The 19,828-nt window shown below is 52.2% G+C and carries 12 protein-coding genes; 6 read left to right on the top strand and 6 right to left on the bottom strand.

Annotation, left to right across the window (positions count from 1 at the left end; genetic code table 11):
• The first annotated feature begins 321 nt into the window (after positions 1-321).
• Entirely contained in the window at positions 322-1,269 is a 948-nt protein-coding gene (locus ACG2F4_RS14650; protein ID WP_395261630.1) for a DNA-3-methyladenine glycosylase family protein, read from the top strand.
• 173 nt (positions 1,270-1,442) lie between these two features.
• Here ACG2F4_RS14650 and ACG2F4_RS14645 read toward each other — a convergent pair whose 3' ends face one another.
• The 5 genes from ACG2F4_RS14645 to ACG2F4_RS14625 all read right to left on the bottom strand — a co-directional run bounded on the left by ACG2F4_RS14645 (position 1,443) and on the right by ACG2F4_RS14625 (position 7,660).
• A complete protein-coding gene (locus ACG2F4_RS14645; protein WP_395261629.1) occupies positions 1,443-2,198 on the bottom strand; it encodes a DUF1080 domain-containing protein in 756 nt (251 codons plus the stop codon).
• 21 nt (positions 2,199-2,219) lie between these two features.
• On the bottom strand, positions 2,220-3,605 hold the full coding sequence (locus ACG2F4_RS14640) for a Gfo/Idh/MocA family protein (protein WP_395261628.1): 1,386 nt from the start codon (positions 3,603-3,605) through the stop codon (positions 2,220-2,222).
• Positions 3,606-3,801: 196 nt separating this feature from the next.
• A complete protein-coding gene (locus tag ACG2F4_RS14635) occupies positions 3,802-4,617 on the bottom strand; it encodes an endonuclease/exonuclease/phosphatase family protein (RefSeq protein WP_395261627.1) in 816 nt (271 codons plus the stop codon).
• A 29-nt stretch (positions 4,618-4,646) separates the two neighbouring features.
• Positions 4,647-5,516, bottom strand: a complete 870-nt coding sequence (locus tag ACG2F4_RS14630) for an endonuclease/exonuclease/phosphatase family protein (protein WP_395261626.1) — start codon at positions 5,514-5,516, stop codon at positions 4,647-4,649.
• 320 nt (positions 5,517-5,836) lie between these two features.
• Positions 5,837-7,660 carry a sodium:solute symporter family protein gene (locus tag ACG2F4_RS14625; protein ID WP_395261625.1) on the bottom strand — a complete coding sequence of 608 codons (1,824 nt, stop codon included), beginning with the start codon at positions 7,658-7,660 and terminating at the stop codon, positions 5,837-5,839.
• Between the two features lie 428 nt (positions 7,661-8,088).
• On the opposite strand from ACG2F4_RS14625, the gene ACG2F4_RS14620 reads away from it, so the two are divergent.
• The 5 genes from ACG2F4_RS14620 (at position 8,089) to ACG2F4_RS14600 (ending at position 17,571) form a co-directional block, all read left to right on the top strand.
• A complete protein-coding gene (locus ACG2F4_RS14620; RefSeq protein WP_395261624.1) occupies positions 8,089-9,357 on the top strand; it encodes a Gfo/Idh/MocA family oxidoreductase in 1,269 nt (422 codons plus the stop codon).
• A 58-nt stretch (positions 9,358-9,415) separates the two neighbouring features.
• Entirely contained in the window at positions 9,416-13,399 is a 3,984-nt protein-coding gene (locus tag ACG2F4_RS14615) for a DUF1080 domain-containing protein (RefSeq protein WP_395261623.1), read from the top strand.
• 83 nt (positions 13,400-13,482) lie between these two features.
• A complete protein-coding gene (locus ACG2F4_RS14610; protein ID WP_395261622.1) occupies positions 13,483-14,439 on the top strand; it encodes a DUF1080 domain-containing protein in 957 nt (318 codons plus the stop codon).
• A gap of 443 nt (positions 14,440-14,882) precedes the next feature.
• Positions 14,883-16,469: a beta-N-acetylhexosaminidase gene (locus ACG2F4_RS14605; protein ID WP_395261621.1), complete on the top strand. Its 1,587-nt coding sequence runs from the start codon at positions 14,883-14,885 to the stop codon at positions 16,467-16,469.
• Between the two features lie 235 nt (positions 16,470-16,704).
• Positions 16,705-17,571, top strand: coding sequence for a lytic murein transglycosylase (locus tag ACG2F4_RS14600; protein ID WP_395261620.1), 867 nt, complete (start codon positions 16,705-16,707; stop codon positions 17,569-17,571).
• A 527-nt stretch (positions 17,572-18,098) separates the two neighbouring features.
• Here ACG2F4_RS14600 and groL read toward each other — a convergent pair.
• Complete coding sequence (groL, locus tag ACG2F4_RS14595; RefSeq protein WP_395261619.1) at positions 18,099-19,778, bottom strand: chaperonin GroEL; 1,680 nt, start codon at positions 19,776-19,778, stop codon at positions 18,099-18,101.
• Positions 19,779-19,828: the final 50 nt, after the last annotated feature.

Below are 19,828 nucleotides of genomic sequence, written 5' to 3'. Positions count from 1 at the left end.
ACTGAAAATTCACTCTTTCCCACCCTTTAAAAGTTCTTTGTCAAGGGCATAGTTCTTTTTAAGGAAGTTAGCCTGCATTTCGCACCAAGAAATTGGTTTGTCTGCTAGGAGAAGGGGAAATAGTCCCACAGACATAGCTTCCTGCGTTGAATCGGTAATTTTTTCTCCAAACGGCTGAGTAAATAGAAATTTTCTCTCCCTGATATATCCCAATTTAGAAATGACAACAAAAATTGCAAGTGAGCCGCACTTCGGTTAGACTTCACCATCCGGAGTTACATTGGATAATCTGCATCAACTTGTAATCTTTGCCCTTTTGTTATGAGCAGCTGGACGCTTCCCTCAACACCCCCGCACGACTGGTTTCTCTGCCTGGACATTGAGCAGTATTTTGATCACGAACATGATCCCGAAACAGTTTTTGAGGACGGCTTCACCCGCCCCATCCCCGCGGGCGACCGCGACATCATCGTCACCGCTTTTTTTAATGGGGATGTAGAGAATCCCGAGTTTCACTGTCAAAGCCCGGAATCGCTGAGCAAACAGGAGATCGAGCTGGCCAACAAAAGCCTGGCCCGCATTTTTGGCACCGGGCTAGATCTGCGTCCCCTGTATGACCGGATTGAAGACGACCCCGTACTGAGCCCCAAGCTCACCGACCTGTACGGGTTAAAACGCATGGCCCGCGCCAATCTTTTTGAGGATGCGGTAAACCGAATCATTGAGATGCGCCTCTCCCACAAACCTACCGCCAAGCGGATGGTGCACGATGTCCGCGAAAAATACGGCACCACGCTGGTCCACAACGGCAAGAACATTCCCGCCTGGCCGCGGCCCCATCAGCTGGTGAAAGCCGACCCGATGAGCATCCGCAAGCTGGGACCCACCAAGCGGAAAGGGGAGTTTATCATCGGCATGGCGGAGGATATCCTTTCCGGAGAGATCGATTTGGATTACCTGGAAGAGTGTGATCCGCGGCAATTTTACGAGACCATTAAAGAGGTGCGCGGCATCGGTCCCACCTCGGCCCAGCAGCTGATGCTGTTCCGCAACCGCACAGATGCGGCCTTCCCCAGCAACAAGAAATCGGGCGAAGAAAAAGGCCTCCGCAAATGGATTATCCTGAGCTATGGCGGAGATCCGGATTCGGTTACGGAAGAGGAGTTTCAGCAGATGATTGCCCACTGGCAGGGATACGAGGCGGCCGCCCTTGAATTTATGTTCGCAGACTGGGTGCTCTCAGAAAAGGAAAAGCAACAAAAATCATAATAAGGAGGGTTTTGAAAAACCCTCACTTCCTCGTTCTGAGGAAGTTGTACTCCCGTTTAAAAGGTCACCAAGGTCGGTGGTACAACCATCTCCCAATAAAATAGCAGGTTCTGAAAAGGTCTTAATAAGCCAGAACACTCTTTTGACTGAATGCAGGAGTCGGGGCCCGGGGTTCACGAATGTTCTACGACCGGGGCCTGCTGATCCTCTGTTAACACGCCACCGGGCAGTTCCAGGATATCGATCTTCCTGAAATGGATCTCTGACCCTTCCGACTCCGGACAGATGTACCCCTTCTTACGCTTTGTGGATCGTATTCCGTTGACAAACTTTCCATTTACAGCCAGTTTAATCGCGCCGTCAATGCATACGACCAGGTACCTGTTCCATTCTCCCGCCTCGCGGACCCGCTCCTCCAGCGCATAACTTCGGCCGGGAACTGCTTCCGAGGGATTGTCAGGAATGGCCCCCTCGAGTCCCATGACCGGAAACAGGTGACCGTGGGCATACTCCGAAGGCCTCTCATGGATGACCGGCCACTGGGGATCCAGCATCTGTATCTCCATGCCCCTGGGGAAGGGATTGTCCTCAAACGGGGTGCCGTCAGCCCAGACAAAAAAGCCGGAATTCCCGCCGGGTTCCATATGGCGCCATTCGATGTCCAGGATAAAATTCTCGTACTGTCTCTCTGTACGTATCACGCCGATCGGCTCTCCCGTACATTTTAGCAATCCATCTTCCACCCACCAGGTTTCTTCAGAGGTATTAACATCCACAAAACCGCTCAAATCGGTGCCGTTGAACAGCGGCCGGAATCCCAAATCAGAATCTCTCTCCCCCTGCGGCTGAAATTGCCGTATTCCCTTGCCCGCCGTGGTTGCAGCGAACGCTCCCAGCAACATCTGCCCGGTAAATTCCCTTCTGTTCATATCAATATTTATTATTCAGGATTAAGAATTTGCACTTGCGTAGTCATACCTGTTGGTGGGGGCCGGAGATGTACCCACAATCGGTGGCTCCTCGGTGATCTCGGGGACCGGGCCCAGTTCATATGTCTCAGGTCCCAGCCGCGATTCCGACTCGAGAACTTCCTCCCACGTAATTTCCCGGCCGGTATAGGCCGCCATCCGCCCCATGATGGCAATTCGGGCCGACTTTATCTGTTCTTCCGAATCATTAATGTAGTCACCGTTCCGGATAGCCGTCACCAGCTCAATATGTTCCTGGACGTAGGGATCCTTCACACTCCATTTGGAATGGACATCCTCTTCCTCCGGGTATGGATACTTCCAGGTCACCTCCCCGTCGTGGTTATAAATCGTTCCACTGGCATCGACACGACCGCGGGTACCGGTAATATACTGCTCTTTCCCGTTGTCGCATCCATTGATCTGCCGGGTGGCACAGTGCACTTTTTTCCCATTCTGGTACTCATAGCTGACGCTAAAATGATCGAACTGATCGCCCGACACCCGCTGGTGACGCCCCCCATACCCGACCGCTTTAACCGGGTGGCCGCCCATATACCAGCTCATTACATCCAGCTCATGGATAAACATCTCAACATAATGGTCTCCCGAAAGCCAAGTGAAGTTCCCCCAGTTTCGCAGCATATACTCCATGTCAGACCATTCCGGCCGGCGTTCGACCCACCAGAGCGCTCCCCCGTTCCGTATGATATTCGCCCCTACGACTTCGCCTATCGCTCCCCGGGCGACTCTCCGCCGGGTCTCAATATAATCTTTCTGGTATCGACGAATGGTACCGCTGACCATGCAGAGGTTGTTTGCTTTCGCTTTCCGGGTCGTCTCCATCATCAAGCGGGCTCCCGCAGGATCGATGGCCACCGGCTTTTCCTGGAACACATGTTTGCCGGCATCAATGGCCGCTTTCACGTGCCGGGGGCGGAAATGGGGCGGTGTGGCAAGCAACACCACATCGACGCCGGAATCGATTACCTTTTTGTAGCTGTCAAAGCCGACAAAGCAGTTTTTATCGGCAACTTCAATTCCCCTCGCCGCCTTCAGATGCGAGCGGCACTGGTCCAGCTGATCCCTGAAGACATCCCCCAGGGCCACAATTTCAAGGTTGGGTCCTGCGTCATGGAAGTTAATGGCTGCACCGCCACCACGACCGCCACACCCCACCAAACCGGCTTTCAGGACCGGTCCGTCCGGGGCCTGCGGTGCCAGTGAAATCGCAGTACTCTCCCCGCCCTTCTGCACAGCCCGGCTACCCGCGCAGCTGCTCAGTAGTCCTCCTGCGCCGATTGTCCCAAGCGTGCCCAAGGTTACATTTGACAGAAATTCCCGACGACTTTGTCCCTTCTTTTCCATACCATCTATTCCATTTATTTAAGCATTTACCTCACGCCAGATCTTTTGCACATCCGGCGCCCATCCTTTTCCTGAAAAGCGTGCAAAAAAATACTCTGTATTAAAAGAATTAAACAAGGTTCTTATTGAAATAAAAATATAACTTTTTACGCAAATGACATTGCGTTCAGCAATGTCGGGACAAACCTTCTGCATTTTAATTGTAAATCTTCAGCGTGGCAACGACCGGGAGGTGATCTGAGTAGCCGACCCCCAGCACCCTAAGATCCACCACTTCCACGACATCGCGCATGGCTGCATGCACCAGCAGGTAGTCGATACGTTTTTCGGGATCCCCATACGGATACGTAGCTTCCGGCAGCCCGACATTTTGAGCCATGTCAATCCATTGATCACGCAGTATGTTATAGGGATCCGATCCAGGCGTAAAATTCAGATCTCCCCCCAGGATCACGGGAATATCCGCACCGCTAAAAAACTCATTTATCTTCTGCATCTGTGCCGCCCTGTTCTCCGGGTACTGGTGACAGAGATGCGTCCCTGCAAACAGCAGTTCTCCTCCCTCATCAAGCTCTGTCCGGGCGACCAGCAGTGCCCTTTTCTCTCCCCCTTTGGGTATCGGGAGCATCACTTTCTCTACCGAAACCGGGTGCGGGGTCAATATTCCCTCGCCATATCCGCCACCGTCAAAATTGATTGCCTTGCCGAAATAGCCGTGCATTCCGGTCAGATCAGCCAGTTTTTCCACGAGATTTTGTGGCACCCCGTTATTCAGTCTGGCCGACCGGCCGGTGAGGCTGTCCACTTCCTGCAACGCTACAAAATCGGGGCGTTCGTTGCGGATCAGCATGGCGACATCCTCGATATTGCTGCTGCCGGGATTTTCCGGATCTTCCCCGTGATAGATGTTGTAGGTCATCACTTTAATCGTATCCGCTGACTGGCCGATTCCAGCTACAGGCAGCAGGGCCATCAATACCAAAAGCAAAATTGGGGAGGAAAAAGACTTCACAACAGGTCACTTTATTCTTTATAACTGAATTACCGCAGTTCAAGCACGCTGAACACCGCCAGATGATCTGACAGAAAGCGGCCGTCCCGAAACGTGGTAAGCGCTGAAATACTTCGAACTTCCACTCCGTCATTCACAAATACGTAATCGATACGGCGCCCCTGGTTATCCAGCGATTCGGCGACCTCCCACCCGGAGTAGGTAAAATCGGGTCCCACTGCGGGAATGGTGCTGTGCTGCCAGGCATCCCGCAGAGAAGAACTGGTGAGCGTGCTGTAGGGCCGGCTGCCCGGTTCAACATTGAAATCCCCGGTCAAAACCACCGGGTCGTCACCGGCAATTTTATCAATAATTTGCAGGATCAGCTTCGCACTCTCCGCCCGGGCCTGCTCCCCGCGGTGGTCAAAATGCGTATTAAACACGTACAGTTCGGAACCGGTCGACCTGTCCCGGAACTTACCCCACGTCATGATGCGTGGAAGCGCCGCATCCCACCCCGTACTCACCTGTCCCGGGGTTTCAGAAAGCCATATCGTGCTGTCGGATTCTGCTATAAGCTCGTATTGTCCGGTATCGTAAAAGATGGCGGAATACTCGTCACTCTCTCCCCCCTGGGCACGCCCGATGCCGATGTAATCCATCCCGGCCAGTTCCCGGTCCATATATTCCACCTGGTGAACAAGCGCTTCCTGGGTACCCAGGAAATCGGGATCGAAGAATTTGACCTGGTTCAGCAGCTCCGCTTTGCGGAGGTCCCACCGGTTGTTCCCGTCGTCCGGATTATCGTAGCGAATGTTGTAGGTCATCACTGAAACATTCGTCTGGGCTTTGCTCTCGCTGACACCCGTAAGCATAAGAATCAAAAAACCGAACACCATGTTGGAAAAGAGAATATTCATAATCTGCATTTTTTGGTAACATTAACCTGAACTCGGCATAATGATCTCAACCAGAATGCCTGTTTGCCTTGAAATGGCAAAAAACCAGTCCCTCCTTGAGGAGGGTGGGCCAATCGCGAGAGCCACGCGATTGGGTCGGGAGGTGCAGGTCTGACATAGAGAATAACACCCCTCCCGCCTTTGGCGGCGCTCCCCTGAAGGGGAGATTAAGGACCTGTCCCGGGAAGTTTAGAAACAATTACAAAACAGGAAGTCATATCGAATAGAACTCACGTTACATTATTTTGACAGACATTGGATTCCACTGTTTCGCCGGTACGCTACCCGCTGTAGAGCTCCTGGTCTTCCGGCCGGATTTCAATCAGTTTTCTCCATGCTTTATACAAAAATCCACTGGCTGCAATGGCCACCACGGTAATAATCCCTGCCAGCATCCAACGGCCGTAGATCCAATACCCCGTTGCAAACAGCGCCCCATAAACGGCGATACAGCCCAATACCATGCAGAGCATTCCCTGAGGTACCCGCCATGCTTCATCTTCGAGCGGTTCCACATCTTTGCCCTCTGCTTTGGCCTTGTTGACCACCCTTTTCCAGCCGGGTCCGCCGGGCCGGGCAATTTTACAGAAATTCACCAGCGTCTCCTCATCTGTCGGGCGCGTCAGGAATGTTACAGAAACCCATCCGATGGTGGTAATGACGATCCCGACGATCAGCTCCTGCCAGCTGGTAAGCTCAGGCAGACCGGTATAAACATGCGCAAACTGGAAATACATCGCCACGGCAAACGAAATAAACATGGCGGCGATTTCGCTGCCGGCGTTGATCCGCCACCAAAACCAGCGCATGATAAACAGCAGCCCCGTACCCGCACCGATCTGCAGGATTATCTGGAAACTGTCGAGGGCATCGCGCAGGAGCAGGGCCAGCGCACCGGCAACGATCATCAGTACAACGGTTGAGATTCGTCCCACGGTTACCAGTTCCTTTTCCGAACTTCCTGGCCGCACAAACCGCTTGTAAAAATCATTGACCAGGTACGAGGATCCCCAGTTCAGGTGCGTTGAAATCGTAGACATGTATGCGGCCGTGAGCGACGCCACGACCAGCCCAAGCCACCCGGTGGGAATAAAAGTTAACATGGCAGGATATCCCATATCATCTCCGGCCACGCTGGAAGCGTTCGGGAAAGCCTCTTTCAGGGATGCGATATCCGGGAATACGATAATGGAGCACAATCCCACAATAATCCACGGCCAGGGACGCAGGGCAAAATGGGCGGCATTAAAAAAGAAGACCGCGGCTATTGAATTATTCTCGTTTTTTGCAGCAAACATCCGCTGGGCTATGTACCCGCCGCCGCCCGGTTCGGCACCCGGGTAATAGACACTCCACCACTGAATAAGCAATGGAATAATAAAGATGCCCATCGCCTGCGAGGGATCGGAAAAATCGGGCAGAATATTAAGCTGGGATACCACTTCTTTGTGTGAGAGCAGCCCCTCCAGCCCTCCAACCTGGGGATGCTGGAGCGCTACATAGGCCGCAATCAAACTTCCGCCGATGGCCAGGAAAAACTGGAAAAAGTCGGTAAGCAAGACTCCTTTCAGTCCCCCGAGCGAACTGTACAGCACCGTCACTATTCCTGCAATTACAACCGTCTGCAGCGGGGTAAGCCCCATCAACACGCCGCTTATTTTAATAGCCGCCAGCGATACCGTTGCCATCACCACTACGTTAAAAATAAATCCCAGGTAAACAGAACGGAAACCCCGCAGGAAAGCCGCCATTTTTCCACTGTACCGGAGTTCATAAAACTCCACATCAGTCAGCACGCCCGACCGTTTCCACAGGTTGGCATACACAAACACCGTCAGCATACCGGTCAGCAGGAACGCCCACCATACCCAGTTCCCCGAAACCCCATCAGTACGTACAATATTTGCAACCAAATTCGGGGTGTCGGTCGAAAAGGTGGTGGCAACCATCGATACGCCCAGCAGCCACCAGGGCATATTTTTACCGGCTGCAAAAAACTCGGTAGAATTTTTGCCGGCCTGCCTGGCTACGTAGAGTCCGATGGCCAGCGAAAAAACCATGTAGAGCGCAATAATGAACCAGTCAATTGTTTCTAAAAACACCATGTTCTGTTACTGTTGATGTGGAAGGAGTTAGAAATATGAATCAATCCCGAATGTTGTTCAAGTCTCGACGTCAATCATGACAATACATAAATAAAAAAATTAATGAAAGAGCCTAAGAAGCGGATATAAAAATAAATGGAAGTTTAAACTTTCAAAAAGAAATTAAACGAAAGGTTTTTATTTGTTTTTATTTTCAATTTATTGTCTATTTCAAGATTTGCATACAGGAGGGTTCTGCCGTTGTACCATATGGGCTGAAAAAAATCGATACGGGACCGGCATGATTGCTCCTGATTGCTCAAAAATCAAAATATTTGTAAAAATCGTGGTAGCCTGCTTTTTTAGTACATTATAAATTCCATGATTCCTGTAATGGAACCAGGTCGGGTACGGTAATATTTTCAACTTTCTAAACCAATTCGCTGATTATGTCAAAAAATAGCATTGATAGAAAATCCTTTATTAAAAGTGCACTGGGCACCATTGGCCTCTTCTCCATTGTACCCCGGAGCGTATTGGGGGGAACCGGATATACCGCTCCCAGCGACGAGCTTACAAAAGCTGTAATCGGGGTGGGTATGATGGGAAAGGGGCACCTGCGATACCCCGGCGCCCGCCTTTTGGCTGTCTGTGATGTAGACCAGCAACACCTGCAGCAGGCACTGGACATTACGGGGCCCGAGGTGAATGGCTATACCGACTACCGGGAAGTACTGGCCCGGGATGACATTGATATTATACATATCGCCACTCCTCCCCACTGGCACGGCGTTATGGCCAAAGAGGCGGCAGAAGCAGGCAAAGACATCTGGTGCGAAAAGCCAATGACCCGCACCATCGGGGAAGGTCGTAAAGTTGTTGAGGCGGTCCGGGAAAACGGGCGCATCTTCCGGCTGAATACCTGGTTCCGTTTCCGGGATATCTTCTACGGGATGGGAACGCCGGTCAAGCCGATCAAAAAACTGGTGGAAAATGATGTGTTCGGATGGCCTCTAAAGGTTACAATCAACGAGAGCACAGGATTCAACTGGAAATTCAACTGGAGCGGACTTACCAACCTGCCTCCCCAATGGACCCCGGAAACCCTGGATTATGAGCAGTGGCTGGGCCCGGCTCCCTACAAGCCGTACCACCAGCACCGCACCCATGTGACGTTCCGCGGCTATTGGGATTACGACGGGGGCGGCCTGGGAGATATGGGGCAACATTACCTCGATCCCGTGCAGTATATCCTGGACAAAGACCACACCAGTCCCATACGAGTGGTGGCGGATGCCGAGCAGCAGCACCCGGATGCCGTGGGAACCTGGAAGCGGATCGAGATGGAGTATGAGGATGGATGCAAAATCATCCTCGATGGAGAGAACAAAGATACGGACGCCGCTTTTATTGAAGGACCCAACGGCAAACTGAACCGTGGGTTTGAATCTGATATCCCGGATATTCGACGCCTGGCTGCCTCCCTGCCGGATCCGGAACCGCAGATCACTGACTTTAGTCAGGCGGTCCGGAGCCGGCAAACGTTCGCTTTAAATGAAGCAAACGGGCACCGGTCCTGCACGCTGGTCAACCTCGGGAAAATCGCCATACGCCTGGGGCGTGAGCTGAAATTCGACCCCGAGAATGAGCAATTTATAGATGACGAAGCGGCCAACCGACTGATCAATCAGCCGATGCGGGCCCCCTGGAAGATATAAGTACTGACTGAAACAAATGCCTGAAATGATATCAAATAAACTAGATCACTCCTCGACAATGAAACGTTTTAACCCAATAATTGTACTCCTGCTGGTCTTTGCAGCAGCCTCCTGCGCGCCGTCCAACCAGGCTGTACAAAGTACCAGCCGGCAACTGACCCCTGACCAGCTCGATAATCTGACGGAAGTTGTCGCCCAGATGCCGGCTGCCGACAAAACCGAACGGGATTGGCTGAACAGCAGGATCCTCGAAATGGGCCCTCCCGCGGTTCACAACCTGGTGGATATGCTCGACGGGACGGCCACCGGGGATGACACCAACGCCCGCTACGCCGTAAACGGTCTCGCAAAATTTGTATCGGATCCCGGAAATGGTGACGGGCGCGCCCAGGTGGAACAAGTAATCCTCGAAGAGCTGCGCGGAGATCACCCGGTCGCGGTTGACATTTTCCTGCTGGAACAGCTTGAACTGATCGGCACGAACCGGTCGGTTCCGCTCCTGCGATCATTCCTGGGAGATGCAGCACTCAACGGCCCGGCGGCCCATGCGCTGCGGAGTATCAATACGGAACAAGCAGCGAACGCACTGGCAGAGGAACTTTCCGACCTGGAAGGCTCCCAAAAAGTCGCCCCCTTGAAAGCGCTTGGCGATATGCAGCGCCCCGTACCTGCCCTCATAAACCAGGCGTCCTCGTTAACCGAAAGCAGTGATCCGGATACACGGGACGCACTGCTCTACGCTCTTGCCAACACGGGAGATCCCGGGGCTACCCCGTTCATTTCGGCCGGAGACCCGGTTCAGTACAGGCTTACCCTGGCGCATCGGCTGGCAGAAGAGGGATACGCGCAGCAAGGCAGCCAACTGGCCCGGGATATCTATGCCGGGGATCATCCCACTCATGTCCAGACGGCAGCACTAACCACCATTTTTGAAGTTGAAGGGGAGATCGCAGCCGGCCTTCTGTTTGATGCCGTGCAGGATCCCAATCCCGAATTACGGGCCGCCTCCCTTTCCCTGATACAGAAAATGGATGGTAGTGAGATTACCGAGAGGCTGGTTGATCAACTTGACCAGAGTAATCCTTCTGTGCAGGCCGACATTATTGAAGCGCTCGGGAAACGCGGTGACAGCTCAGCCTGGTCGGAGGTGAGACCATTTTTACGGGATAGCAATCCAGATGTCCGACTCGCAGCAATCAATGCATCCGTTCCACTCGGGAAAACAGAGTCGATCCCCGTTCTGCTGCAGTCGCTGGACCGTGCCGACCAACCGGGTGAAATTAAGGCGATTCAAACTGCACTCCAGCAACTGCCATCGAAGCCGTTGTACGCCGCTGCAACCCAGCGATGGGCTCGCTTCTCAACCGGGGCGCGGGTCGCTCTTATTGAAATTGTGGGCGAGCGCCAAAGCAGTGAGTATCTCGATGACCTGTTGGGGCAACTCGGCAGTGCCGACCGCCAGGTACGCCTGGCGATCCTCCGTTCCGCAAGAGACATCGCCACCGCGGATGATCTCTCAACCCTGGTGGGACTTTTAAACCAGGCCCGTAATGACCAGGAAATCAACCTTGTCAAGGAAGCGGTGGTACATGTGGCTAATACATCCGGGGAGGAAAACGCGGCCGCTCCTGTTATTGAGGCCCTGGGTAGCGGCTCTGAGAGCCAGTCCGTCCACCTGATAGAAATACTACCGGCGATCGGTGGGCAACAAGCAATGGAGACGGCCATTGAGACCACAACGCATTCAAACGGAGAAATTCAGTCAGCTGCAAAAACGGCGCTGGCAAACTGGCCTGAAGCCGATGCCATCCAGCCGCTTAAAACCGTGATCCAAAATACCTCTCCGTCAGAACGTCCCGCACTTGTTGACGGCTATATCCGGCTTGTACGGGATTCCAGGTATTCGGACTCTGATAAAGTGCAATTTCTAACGGATGCCATTGAAATCGTATCTGGAAATGAACAAAAGAGTACACTGCTGGAAGCACTTTCAGGCATCCAGTCCACGGCCTCTTTAAAAGCGGTGGCTCACTATTTTGACAGCCATGATGAACCGGTGAGGAATGAAGCGCTCCGTTCTGCTGCCGAGATACTGGCGCCTTCCTACAATTTTGCCAATGAGTTTGACGGTACTGACAAAACACTTGCGGTACTGGAGGCTACCACGGACAGCACCACAAGAGCACAAATAGAGCAGTTTATCGGTGAGATCCAAACCCAGGAGCAGGCTGCCGAAGGCTTTACCTCGTTGTTCAACGGGGAAAACCTTTCCGGCTGGACCGGCGACACGGAGGCCTACCAAGTCCGCGACGGCCAGCTGATCCACCGGGATGGGGAAAGTGGCAATATTTTTACCACGCAGGAGTACAGCGACTTTATCCTGCGTTTTCAATTCAAGCTGACGCCCGGGGCCAACAATGGCCTGGCAATTCGGTCGCCATTGCAGGGTAATCCCGCCTACGAGGGCATGGAACTTCAGATCCTGGACAATACCGCCGAGAAGTATACCGATCTCCAGCCTTACCAGTATCATGGTTCCGTATATGGCGTTGCCCCGGCACAGCGCGGCCACCTGAAACCGGTCGGTGAGTGGAATACCCAGGAAGTCATCGCCAACGGTTCGCAGATTACGGTCAAGCTCAACGGCGTGACCATCCTGGATACCAACCTCGAGGAGGCCGCCACCCCCAACACGGTGGATGGAGAAGAGCATCCCGGATTATTGCGTACCAGCGGGCATATCGGCTTTCTTGGCCACGGTGATGAAGTCGCTTTCCGGAATATCCAGGTACGCGACCTGAATGTTTACTACCCGGATTATTCCGGCGATACGGAAGTGGCCGGAGGGATGAACCACCCGCCCGAAGGCTTCACGGCCCTGTTTAACGGAGAAAATCTCGAGGGGTGGAAAGGACTCGTCGAAAATCCCGAAGTACGCGCTCAAATGAGTAAAGAGGAACTGGCTGAAGCCCAAAAAGAGGCCGACCGCATCATGCAGCAGCACTGGTCGGTCCGTGACGGCATCCTCTTTTTCGACGGTAATGGTGAAAGCCTGGCCACTGAAAAAGATTACAAGGATTTTGAGATGCTCCTGGACTGGAAAATTGAGCCGGGCGGCGACAGTGGCGTCTACCTGCGCGGCACGCCCCAGGTTCAGATCTGGGACATCACGCAGTGGCCGGTCGGCTCCGGTGGACTTTACAACAACCAAAATCACCTGAGTGAGCCGCTGGTAAATGCCGATAATCCGGTTGGTGAGTGGAATCATATGCGAATTAAAATGATTGGTGAGCGCGTGACTGTGCACCTGAACGGTCAGCTCGTGGTACCAAATGTTGTGCTCGAAAATTACTGGAACCGCGACAAGCCGATCTACCCGGAAGGACAGATCGAACTGCAGGCGCACAATACACCGCTGTATTTTAAAAATGTATTTATTCGTGAGATACCACGTACGGAACCGCTGTTCAACGGCGAAGACCTTGCCGGCTGGGAGCGGGTCGGCGGCAATGCCGGAAGCTGGAACGCCGATGACGGCCTGCTTTATACTAAAGGCGACGGAGAAGAATGGGAAAAAGGCGCCGGAGGCGGATGGCTTTCGACTACGGAAATGTACGATAATTTCAAGCTGGAGCTTGAATACCGGCTGCCGGAAGGCGGAAACAGCGGTGTTTTCCTTCGAGCTCCGCACCAGGGCGACCCCGCTTACCAGGGACTCGAAATTCAACTGCTGGATGATTATGCAGACCAATATGCGGGTCTGCAGCCCTGGCAATATACCGGCAGTATCTACGATATCAAGGCGCCCTCCAGGCGCGTATCCAAACCAGCCGGCGAATGGCAACAGATGGTGATCGTGGCAGACGGCCCGAATATCAAGGTAACGCTGAATGGCCAGTTGATTCTCAACACAAGCCTTGTGAATCACCTGAAAAAGGTGACGGAGCATCCGGGTCTGAAACACAGGAAAGGCTATATCGGCCTGCAAAATCATAATTCGCGCGTGGAATTCAGAAACATCAACATTACTGAAATCAAATAACATACACCCGGGTATGGGACAAAATGACCAGACGAAATACCCGGGCCTTAACATTTTATCTCAATATGTTCATTCAAACATCCATGAAGATATCCAACATTATACTCGCAACGGTATCAATGCTTATTTTCTCACTTGCTGCCGGCAGCTCGCTGGCTCAATCCGGCATTCCGGGTGCTGAAGCTGCCGGGCAATGGGATATAACAATAGAAACGCCGGACGGACAATTGCCCTCCTGGCTGGAAATCAAGACCTCCGGTAACCAGGCGCTTGTCGGCCGGTATGTGGGCGCCGCGGGCAGTGCTCGTCCTATTTCGGAGATAAAGTATGATGAGCAAAGCGATACCTACAGTTTTACCATTCCGCCACAATGGATGCAGCAGTATCCCGACCCTCATTTCGTATTTTCACTAAACGACGGCACCCTTTCGGGATGGACGATCGGGCCCGATGGCAACAAGCTGGAATGGACAGGAGTGCGGGCGCCTTCCCTGGTGCGGGATGAAAAACCGGAATGGGGCCAGCCAATCGACCTGCTCGATCAGGATCTTTCCCAGTGGATCATTCCGGAAAACAACCAGTTCCGGATGGAAAACGGCATCCTGGTGAACCCGGAAGCGGGCGGCAACCTGGTAACCAAACAGAAATTCGACGATTTCAAGCTGCATGTGGAGTTCCGGTACCCGGAAGGCAGCAACAGCGGAATTTATCTCCGGGGACGATATGAAGTGCAGATCGCCGATAATTACGGGGTTGAACCGGAAAGCCACTACATCGGCGGCATCTACGGTTTTATTGATCCCACGGTTAATGCGGCCAAAAAAGCGGGCGAATGGCAAACCTACGACATCACGCTGAGCGGCCGGATGGTGACCGTGGAACTCAACGGAACCGAAGTAATCTGCAACCGACCCATTCCCGGCATCACGGGCGGGGCGCTCGACAGTAACGAAGGAGAACCCGGCCCGGTCATGCTGCAGGGCGACCATGGACCTATTGAATTCAGGAAAATTATTATTACACCCGCTATAAATCAATAATGACAGGTAACCTGTCAAAAACATTTTAAATGTTCGCCTTCACGCATTGTCGCAAAACTTAAATGAACAATCATCTATTGCTTTTTCGCCACGTGATAGGGCCAAAACCATTGCTGCACGACAGTCTATTTAAGATCAAATGGGTGTAATACAGATTATTCACCAGGCATTAGTAGATAGACAATCCTGGGACCTTTGCTGAACCTGCTATTTTATTGGGAGTTAGTTGTACCCCCGACCTTATTGACCTTTTAACGGGAGAGCAAAACTCCCTCAGAACAAAGAATTGAGGCTTGTGCAAAGCCCTATCCTTTAAATAGAATTTTATCGAATAACTCAACCATTTAAAGCAGATTGAGATGAAAGTACAACGACTTTTAATTCTATTATCCATTGCAGCCATTGTTGCAGGCTGCGGTTCGCCAGATCAGGTCAAACGCCAAATGTTGAGCCTCATACCCGAACCAGTACACAAGCAAGTCAACCAGGGGCAGTTTCAACTTACCCCTGAAACCTCGATCGTTGTGGACGAAGGCAATGCCGAACTCGAGGAACTGGGAGAATTCCTGGCTGAATTGATCAACTCGGCTACCTGGTACTCTCTGGAGGTAACCACTTCCGCCAGCAACGAAAACAGCATCCGTCTCACAATCGACGACGAGGGAAGCTATCAAAATAAGGAGGCGTACATCCTGACCTCTGATGAAGAGGGAGTAACTATTCAGTCGCCCTCCGCTCAAGGCGTTTTCTACGGTGTTCAAACGCTGCGGCAGCTTCTTCCGCCCGAGATAGAGCACACCGATCCGTCACTGACACCGCAGGACGTAGAGTGGATGGTACCTGCCGTGGAGATTGATGATTATCCCCGATTTTCCTACCGCGGCATGCACCTGGATGTGGCCCGCCATTTCTTTCCGGTCGAGTTTATTAAAAAATATATTGACATCCTGGCTATGTACAAGATGAACCGGTTCCACTGGCACCTGACAGAAGACCAGGGCTGGCGTATCGAAATCGAGCAGTATCCCAGGCTCACAGAAGTGGGAGCGTGGCGCGATTCCACGCTGGTGGGCCATTACGGCTCCGGCATCTATGACGGGGAGCGCTACGGCGGATACTACACTCAGGAAGAGATCCGGGAAGTCGTTGAATATGCCCGGGAACGGTATGTCACGATCGTCCCCGAAATTGAGATGCCCGGTCATTCCAGTGCCGCCCTCGCCGCCTACCCACAGTTTGGCTGCCGGGAAGACGGTGATTACCAGGTACAGACGACATGGGGTATTTTCGAGGATATTTACTGTCCCAGGGAAGAAACCTTTGAATTCCTGGAGGATGTGCTGACCGAAACGATGGAACTGTTTCCCAGCGAATACGTCCATATCGGTGGCGATGAAGCGCCCAAGGCGCAGTGGGAAGAGAGCGAAGTGGCGCAACAAGTGATCCAGCGCGAGGGACTGGAGGACGAGCACGAACTGCAGAGCTACTTTATCACCCGCATGGAGCGTTTTCTCAATGAGCATGGACGACAGATTATCGGGTGGGATGAGATCCTTGAGGGCGGCCTGGCCCCCAACGCCACGGTCATGAGCTGGCGCGGAATCGAAGGCGGCATCGCTGCCGCCAGGCAGGGGCACGACGTCGTAATGACCCCCACCTCCCACGTCTACCTGGACTACTACCAGGCCGACCCGGAGACCGAGCCCCTTGCTATCGGTGGGTTTACCACCCTGGAAAAAACCTACTCCTTTGAACCGGTGCCCGACGTACTTAACGAGGAGGAGGCTCAACACGTACTGGGGGCCCAGGGCAATGTATGGACCGAGTATATAAAGTCGCCCGACAAGGCAGAGTATATGGCATACCCGCGCGCAATGGCGATCGCAGAACTGGACTGGACCCCAAAATCAAAGAAAAACTTTACCCTGTTCTGGAGGCGCCTGCAGAACCATTTTAAGCGGTTTGACATCATGGATATCAACGCCGCCGAACATTACAGGGGGATCATGCCCGTATTGAACAACGAGTAAACCTCCCACCCTGCTTTTAGCCCGGTCGTCGGCCATGACGACCGGGCCTTTTTTATGACGGTTACCTTTATTCCGTTCGCCTTTTATCTAGGAAAAACGAATGCGACTGCATTCAGGGAACAGTAAAAACACAACATCAGATGCTGAAAATAATGAGATCCCCTATTTGCCTGTTACCCACGATATTTTATCTTACATATAGATGGGTTAACAATCATTTAGTTGGAGTGATATAATGGGTAATATTCTACAGGCTACAGCAGGGAAAACTGCTATCTTTTTTCTTATCCTTTTTACGGGAACAGCAAGTCTGGGCCAAGGGCAGGCACTGCTCTCGCAAAACAGCTCAACTGCCGTTCTTACCGTTACGGAGGAGCAAGACTCCCTCTCCCCGCTTGACAAATATGACGAGCGGTTGCAAACTCTTGTTGCCTACCTCAAGCAACAGGGATATACCATCGGCTCGCTGTTGGAGGATGAACGGTTCGAAATTTATGAAAAGATCGGGGATCGCTTCCGGAATTCAGCCGAAAAAAAATCCCTGGGTATGGAGCAATACAAACGCATACTGGGATTTGAGCACAAAAAACGGAACATCACCAGCTTTATGGAGACCCACACCGAACAACTCCAAAAAGCGGAAGAAACGTACGGAATTTCGAAATATGTGATTGCCGCCATCATTGGAATTGAGTCAGATTTCGGAAAGAACTTTGGTAGCTACAACCCCTTTAATTCGTATGTTTCGATGTATCTGGTGGATTACCGGGCTGATTTTGCGCAAGCCCAGCTCAAGGAACTGCTGGATTTTACCACCCGTAACAAGCTGGATGTTTTTGAACTTAAATCAAGTTATGCCGGGGCGATGTCATATGGTCAATTCATCCCCTATTCCATCAATAAATGGTTTGTTGGCAGCGACATTTTTGACGTTAACAACAACATTCTCTCTATCGCCAACTACCTGTCATATTTTAAAGAGCGGACCGGCAGCATCGAAACCGCGGTGCTCCGGTACAACCCCAGCAGCCTGTACCGCGATGCCGTTCTCTCTCTTGCCCGTGAAGCCGAGGAGATGCATACCAATACAACAAGACGATAGCTCAACCTCTTACTCCAAAAAAATGGGCCCACGCTCCGTGTGGAAGCTCGTTTAGACGCGACATGCAGCCTGGTTCTGTACTGGATTTTGCTCCGGCTTCCGCGCCCCATTCAAGGCCGTGAGAGCAGGCAATTTTCATTCGCCCCTGGACGAACTTTCAACCTGCAACCTTCAGCTTTAAACCTTCCTCCCCCCCTTCGAAAATCATCCTTCTTCATTCTGCATATACAATTCCCGACCGGTGATTTGTTGGCTTCGTTTATATTCATAAAAAAGGAATGCTCCCTGCCAAGAAAAATGGCTTTCGTGACTTTTTAATAGCGCAAGATCCTGACTGGGCATCCTAGCATGTACCGGTTAGCAACTTGTTCCTACCCATCTACTGGCCTAATCATAGATTTCTCCTTCTCCAGAGAGGAACCCATTTATCCCATGAATAGTCAATAAAAAAGCCCCACTCCCGAAACGGGAATGAGGCCTTAATATGTTCAGACGCACGAAAAGTCTGAGTGGTTAAACAGGTCGGCTTACATCATGCCGCCCATGCCACCCATTCCTCCCATGCCGCCCATACCGCCAGGCATTCCGCCACCGCCGGCAGGTCCGTCATCGTCGTCATCATCGCCTTTGCCAGGCTTGTCGGAGACGAGGGCTTCGGTGGTCAGCATCAGTCCGGCTACAGAAGCGGCGTTCTGGAGAGCCGTTCGGGCTACTTTCGTCGGGTCAATCACACCGGCTTCAATCAGGTCTTCGTACACATCGGTACGAGCGTTGTAGCCGAATGCATCTTTTCCTTCTTTGACTTTCTGAACAACGATAGAGCCTTCAGCGCCGGCATTGTCAGCGATACTTCGCAGCGGTGCTTCAAGCGCACGCCGGATAATATCGAATCCTACCTGCTGATCCGGGTTTTCTCCTTCAAGATCATCCAGGGCTTTCTGTGCACGGATAAAGGCAACTCCGCCACCGGGTACGATACCTTCTTCAACGGCAGCCCGGGTAGCGTGAAGCGCATCTTCTACGCGTGCTTTCTTCTCTTTCATCTCAACCTCGGAAGCCGCGCCGATATTCAGCACAGCCACGCCGCCGCTCAGCTTGGCAAGGCGTTCCTGCAGTTTTTCGCGGTCATAGTCAGACGTGGTGCTTTCGATCTGACCTTTAATCTGGTTGATGCGCGCCTTGATATCCTTGTCGTTACCCTGGCCGCCAACAATTGTCGTGGTGTCTTTGTCCACGTTGATGCGGTCAGCCGTACCAAGATAATCGAGCGTAGCATTTTCAAGCTTGTATCCACGCTCCTCAGAGATCACGGTACCGCCGGTAAGGATGGCGATATCTTCGAGCATCTGCTTGCGACGGTCGCCAAAGCCGGGAGCTTTGACCGCAGCAATCTTCAGTGAACCGCGCAGTTTGTTAACAACCAGCGTAGCCAGTGCTTCGCCTTCGATATCCTCGGCGATGATCAACAGCGGCTTGTTGGTTTGGATCACTTTTTCAAGGATGGGAAGCAGATCCTTCATGTTGGAGATCTTGCTGTCGAAGATCAGGATCTGGGGCTCTTCCATCGCAGCGACCATATTCTCAGAATCGGTCACAAAGTACGGGGAAAGATAGCCGCGGTCGAACTGCATACCTTCAACCGTTTCGAGATGGGTTTCGATGCCTTTGGCTTCTTCAACCGTTATAACACCATCTTTACCCACTTTTTCCATCGCATCGGCAATCAGGTTGCCGATCGTTTCGTCATTGTTGGCAGAAATAGTACCAACCTGGGCGATCTCGTTTCGGTCGCTGATCTCCTTGCTTTGTGCCTGAAGACTGGCAACAATAGCGTCAACAGCCTTTTCGATTCCCCGCTTCAGTTCCATCGGGTTGGCACCGGCCGTTACGTTTTTCAGTCCCGTTTGAATAATGGACTGGGCAAGCACGGTAGCAGTGGTGGTTCCATCACCAGCGTTATCGCTCGTTTTGGAAGCAACCTGCTTTACCATCTGAGCTCCCATGTTTTCACGCTTGTTGGAAAGCTCAATCTCTTTAGCAACCGTTACACCGTCTTTGGTTACGGTTGGCGCGCCAAATGATTTTTCAATTACAACGTTGCGTCCACGTGGGCCCAACGTAACCTTGACAGCATTCGCCAGCTTGTCAACGCCGCGCTTTAGCGCATCGCGGGCTTCCATATCGTAGTGAACTAATTTTGCAGACATAGTTCTCCTGTAGTTTGATTAATTTTCAGTTTTATAATTTTGAAAAAATT

It is taken from the genome of Halalkalibaculum sp. DA3122 (assembly GCF_043951865.1).
Taxonomy (GTDB): Bacteria; Bacteroidota; Rhodothermia; order Balneolales; family Balneolaceae; genus JAMQKA01.
The sequence above is the reverse complement of the archived record's forward strand: the minus strand, read 5'-3'. Positions and strand labels throughout refer to the sequence as shown.

Coding starts and splice junctions, on each gene's coding strand:
- ACG2F4_RS14650 (WP_395261630.1), top strand. CDS start 322: ATGAGCAGCTGGACGCTTCCCTCAACACCCCCGCACGACTGGTTTCTC.
- ACG2F4_RS14645 (WP_395261629.1), bottom strand. CDS start 2,198: ATGAACAGAAGGGAATTTACCGGGCAGATGTTGCTGGGAGCGTTCGCT.
- ACG2F4_RS14640 (WP_395261628.1), bottom strand. CDS start 3,605: ATGGAAAAGAAGGGACAAAGTCGTCGGGAATTTCTGTCAAATGTAACC.
- ACG2F4_RS14630 (WP_395261626.1), bottom strand. CDS start 5,516: ATGAATATTCTCTTTTCCAACATGGTGTTCGGTTTTTTGATTCTTATG.
- ACG2F4_RS14625 (WP_395261625.1), bottom strand. CDS start 7,660: ATGGTGTTTTTAGAAACAATTGACTGGTTCATTATTGCGCTCTACATG.
- ACG2F4_RS14620 (WP_395261624.1), top strand. CDS start 8,089: ATGTCAAAAAATAGCATTGATAGAAAATCCTTTATTAAAAGTGCACTG.
- ACG2F4_RS14615 (WP_395261623.1), top strand. CDS start 9,416: ATGAAACGTTTTAACCCAATAATTGTACTCCTGCTGGTCTTTGCAGCA.
- ACG2F4_RS14610 (WP_395261622.1), top strand. CDS start 13,483: ATGAAGATATCCAACATTATACTCGCAACGGTATCAATGCTTATTTTC.
- ACG2F4_RS14605 (WP_395261621.1), top strand. CDS start 14,883: ATGTTGAGCCTCATACCCGAACCAGTACACAAGCAAGTCAACCAGGGG.
- ACG2F4_RS14600 (WP_395261620.1), top strand. CDS start 16,705: ATGGGTAATATTCTACAGGCTACAGCAGGGAAAACTGCTATCTTTTTT.
- groL (WP_395261619.1), bottom strand. CDS start 19,778: ATGTCTGCAAAATTAGTTCACTACGATATGGAAGCCCGCGATGCGCTA.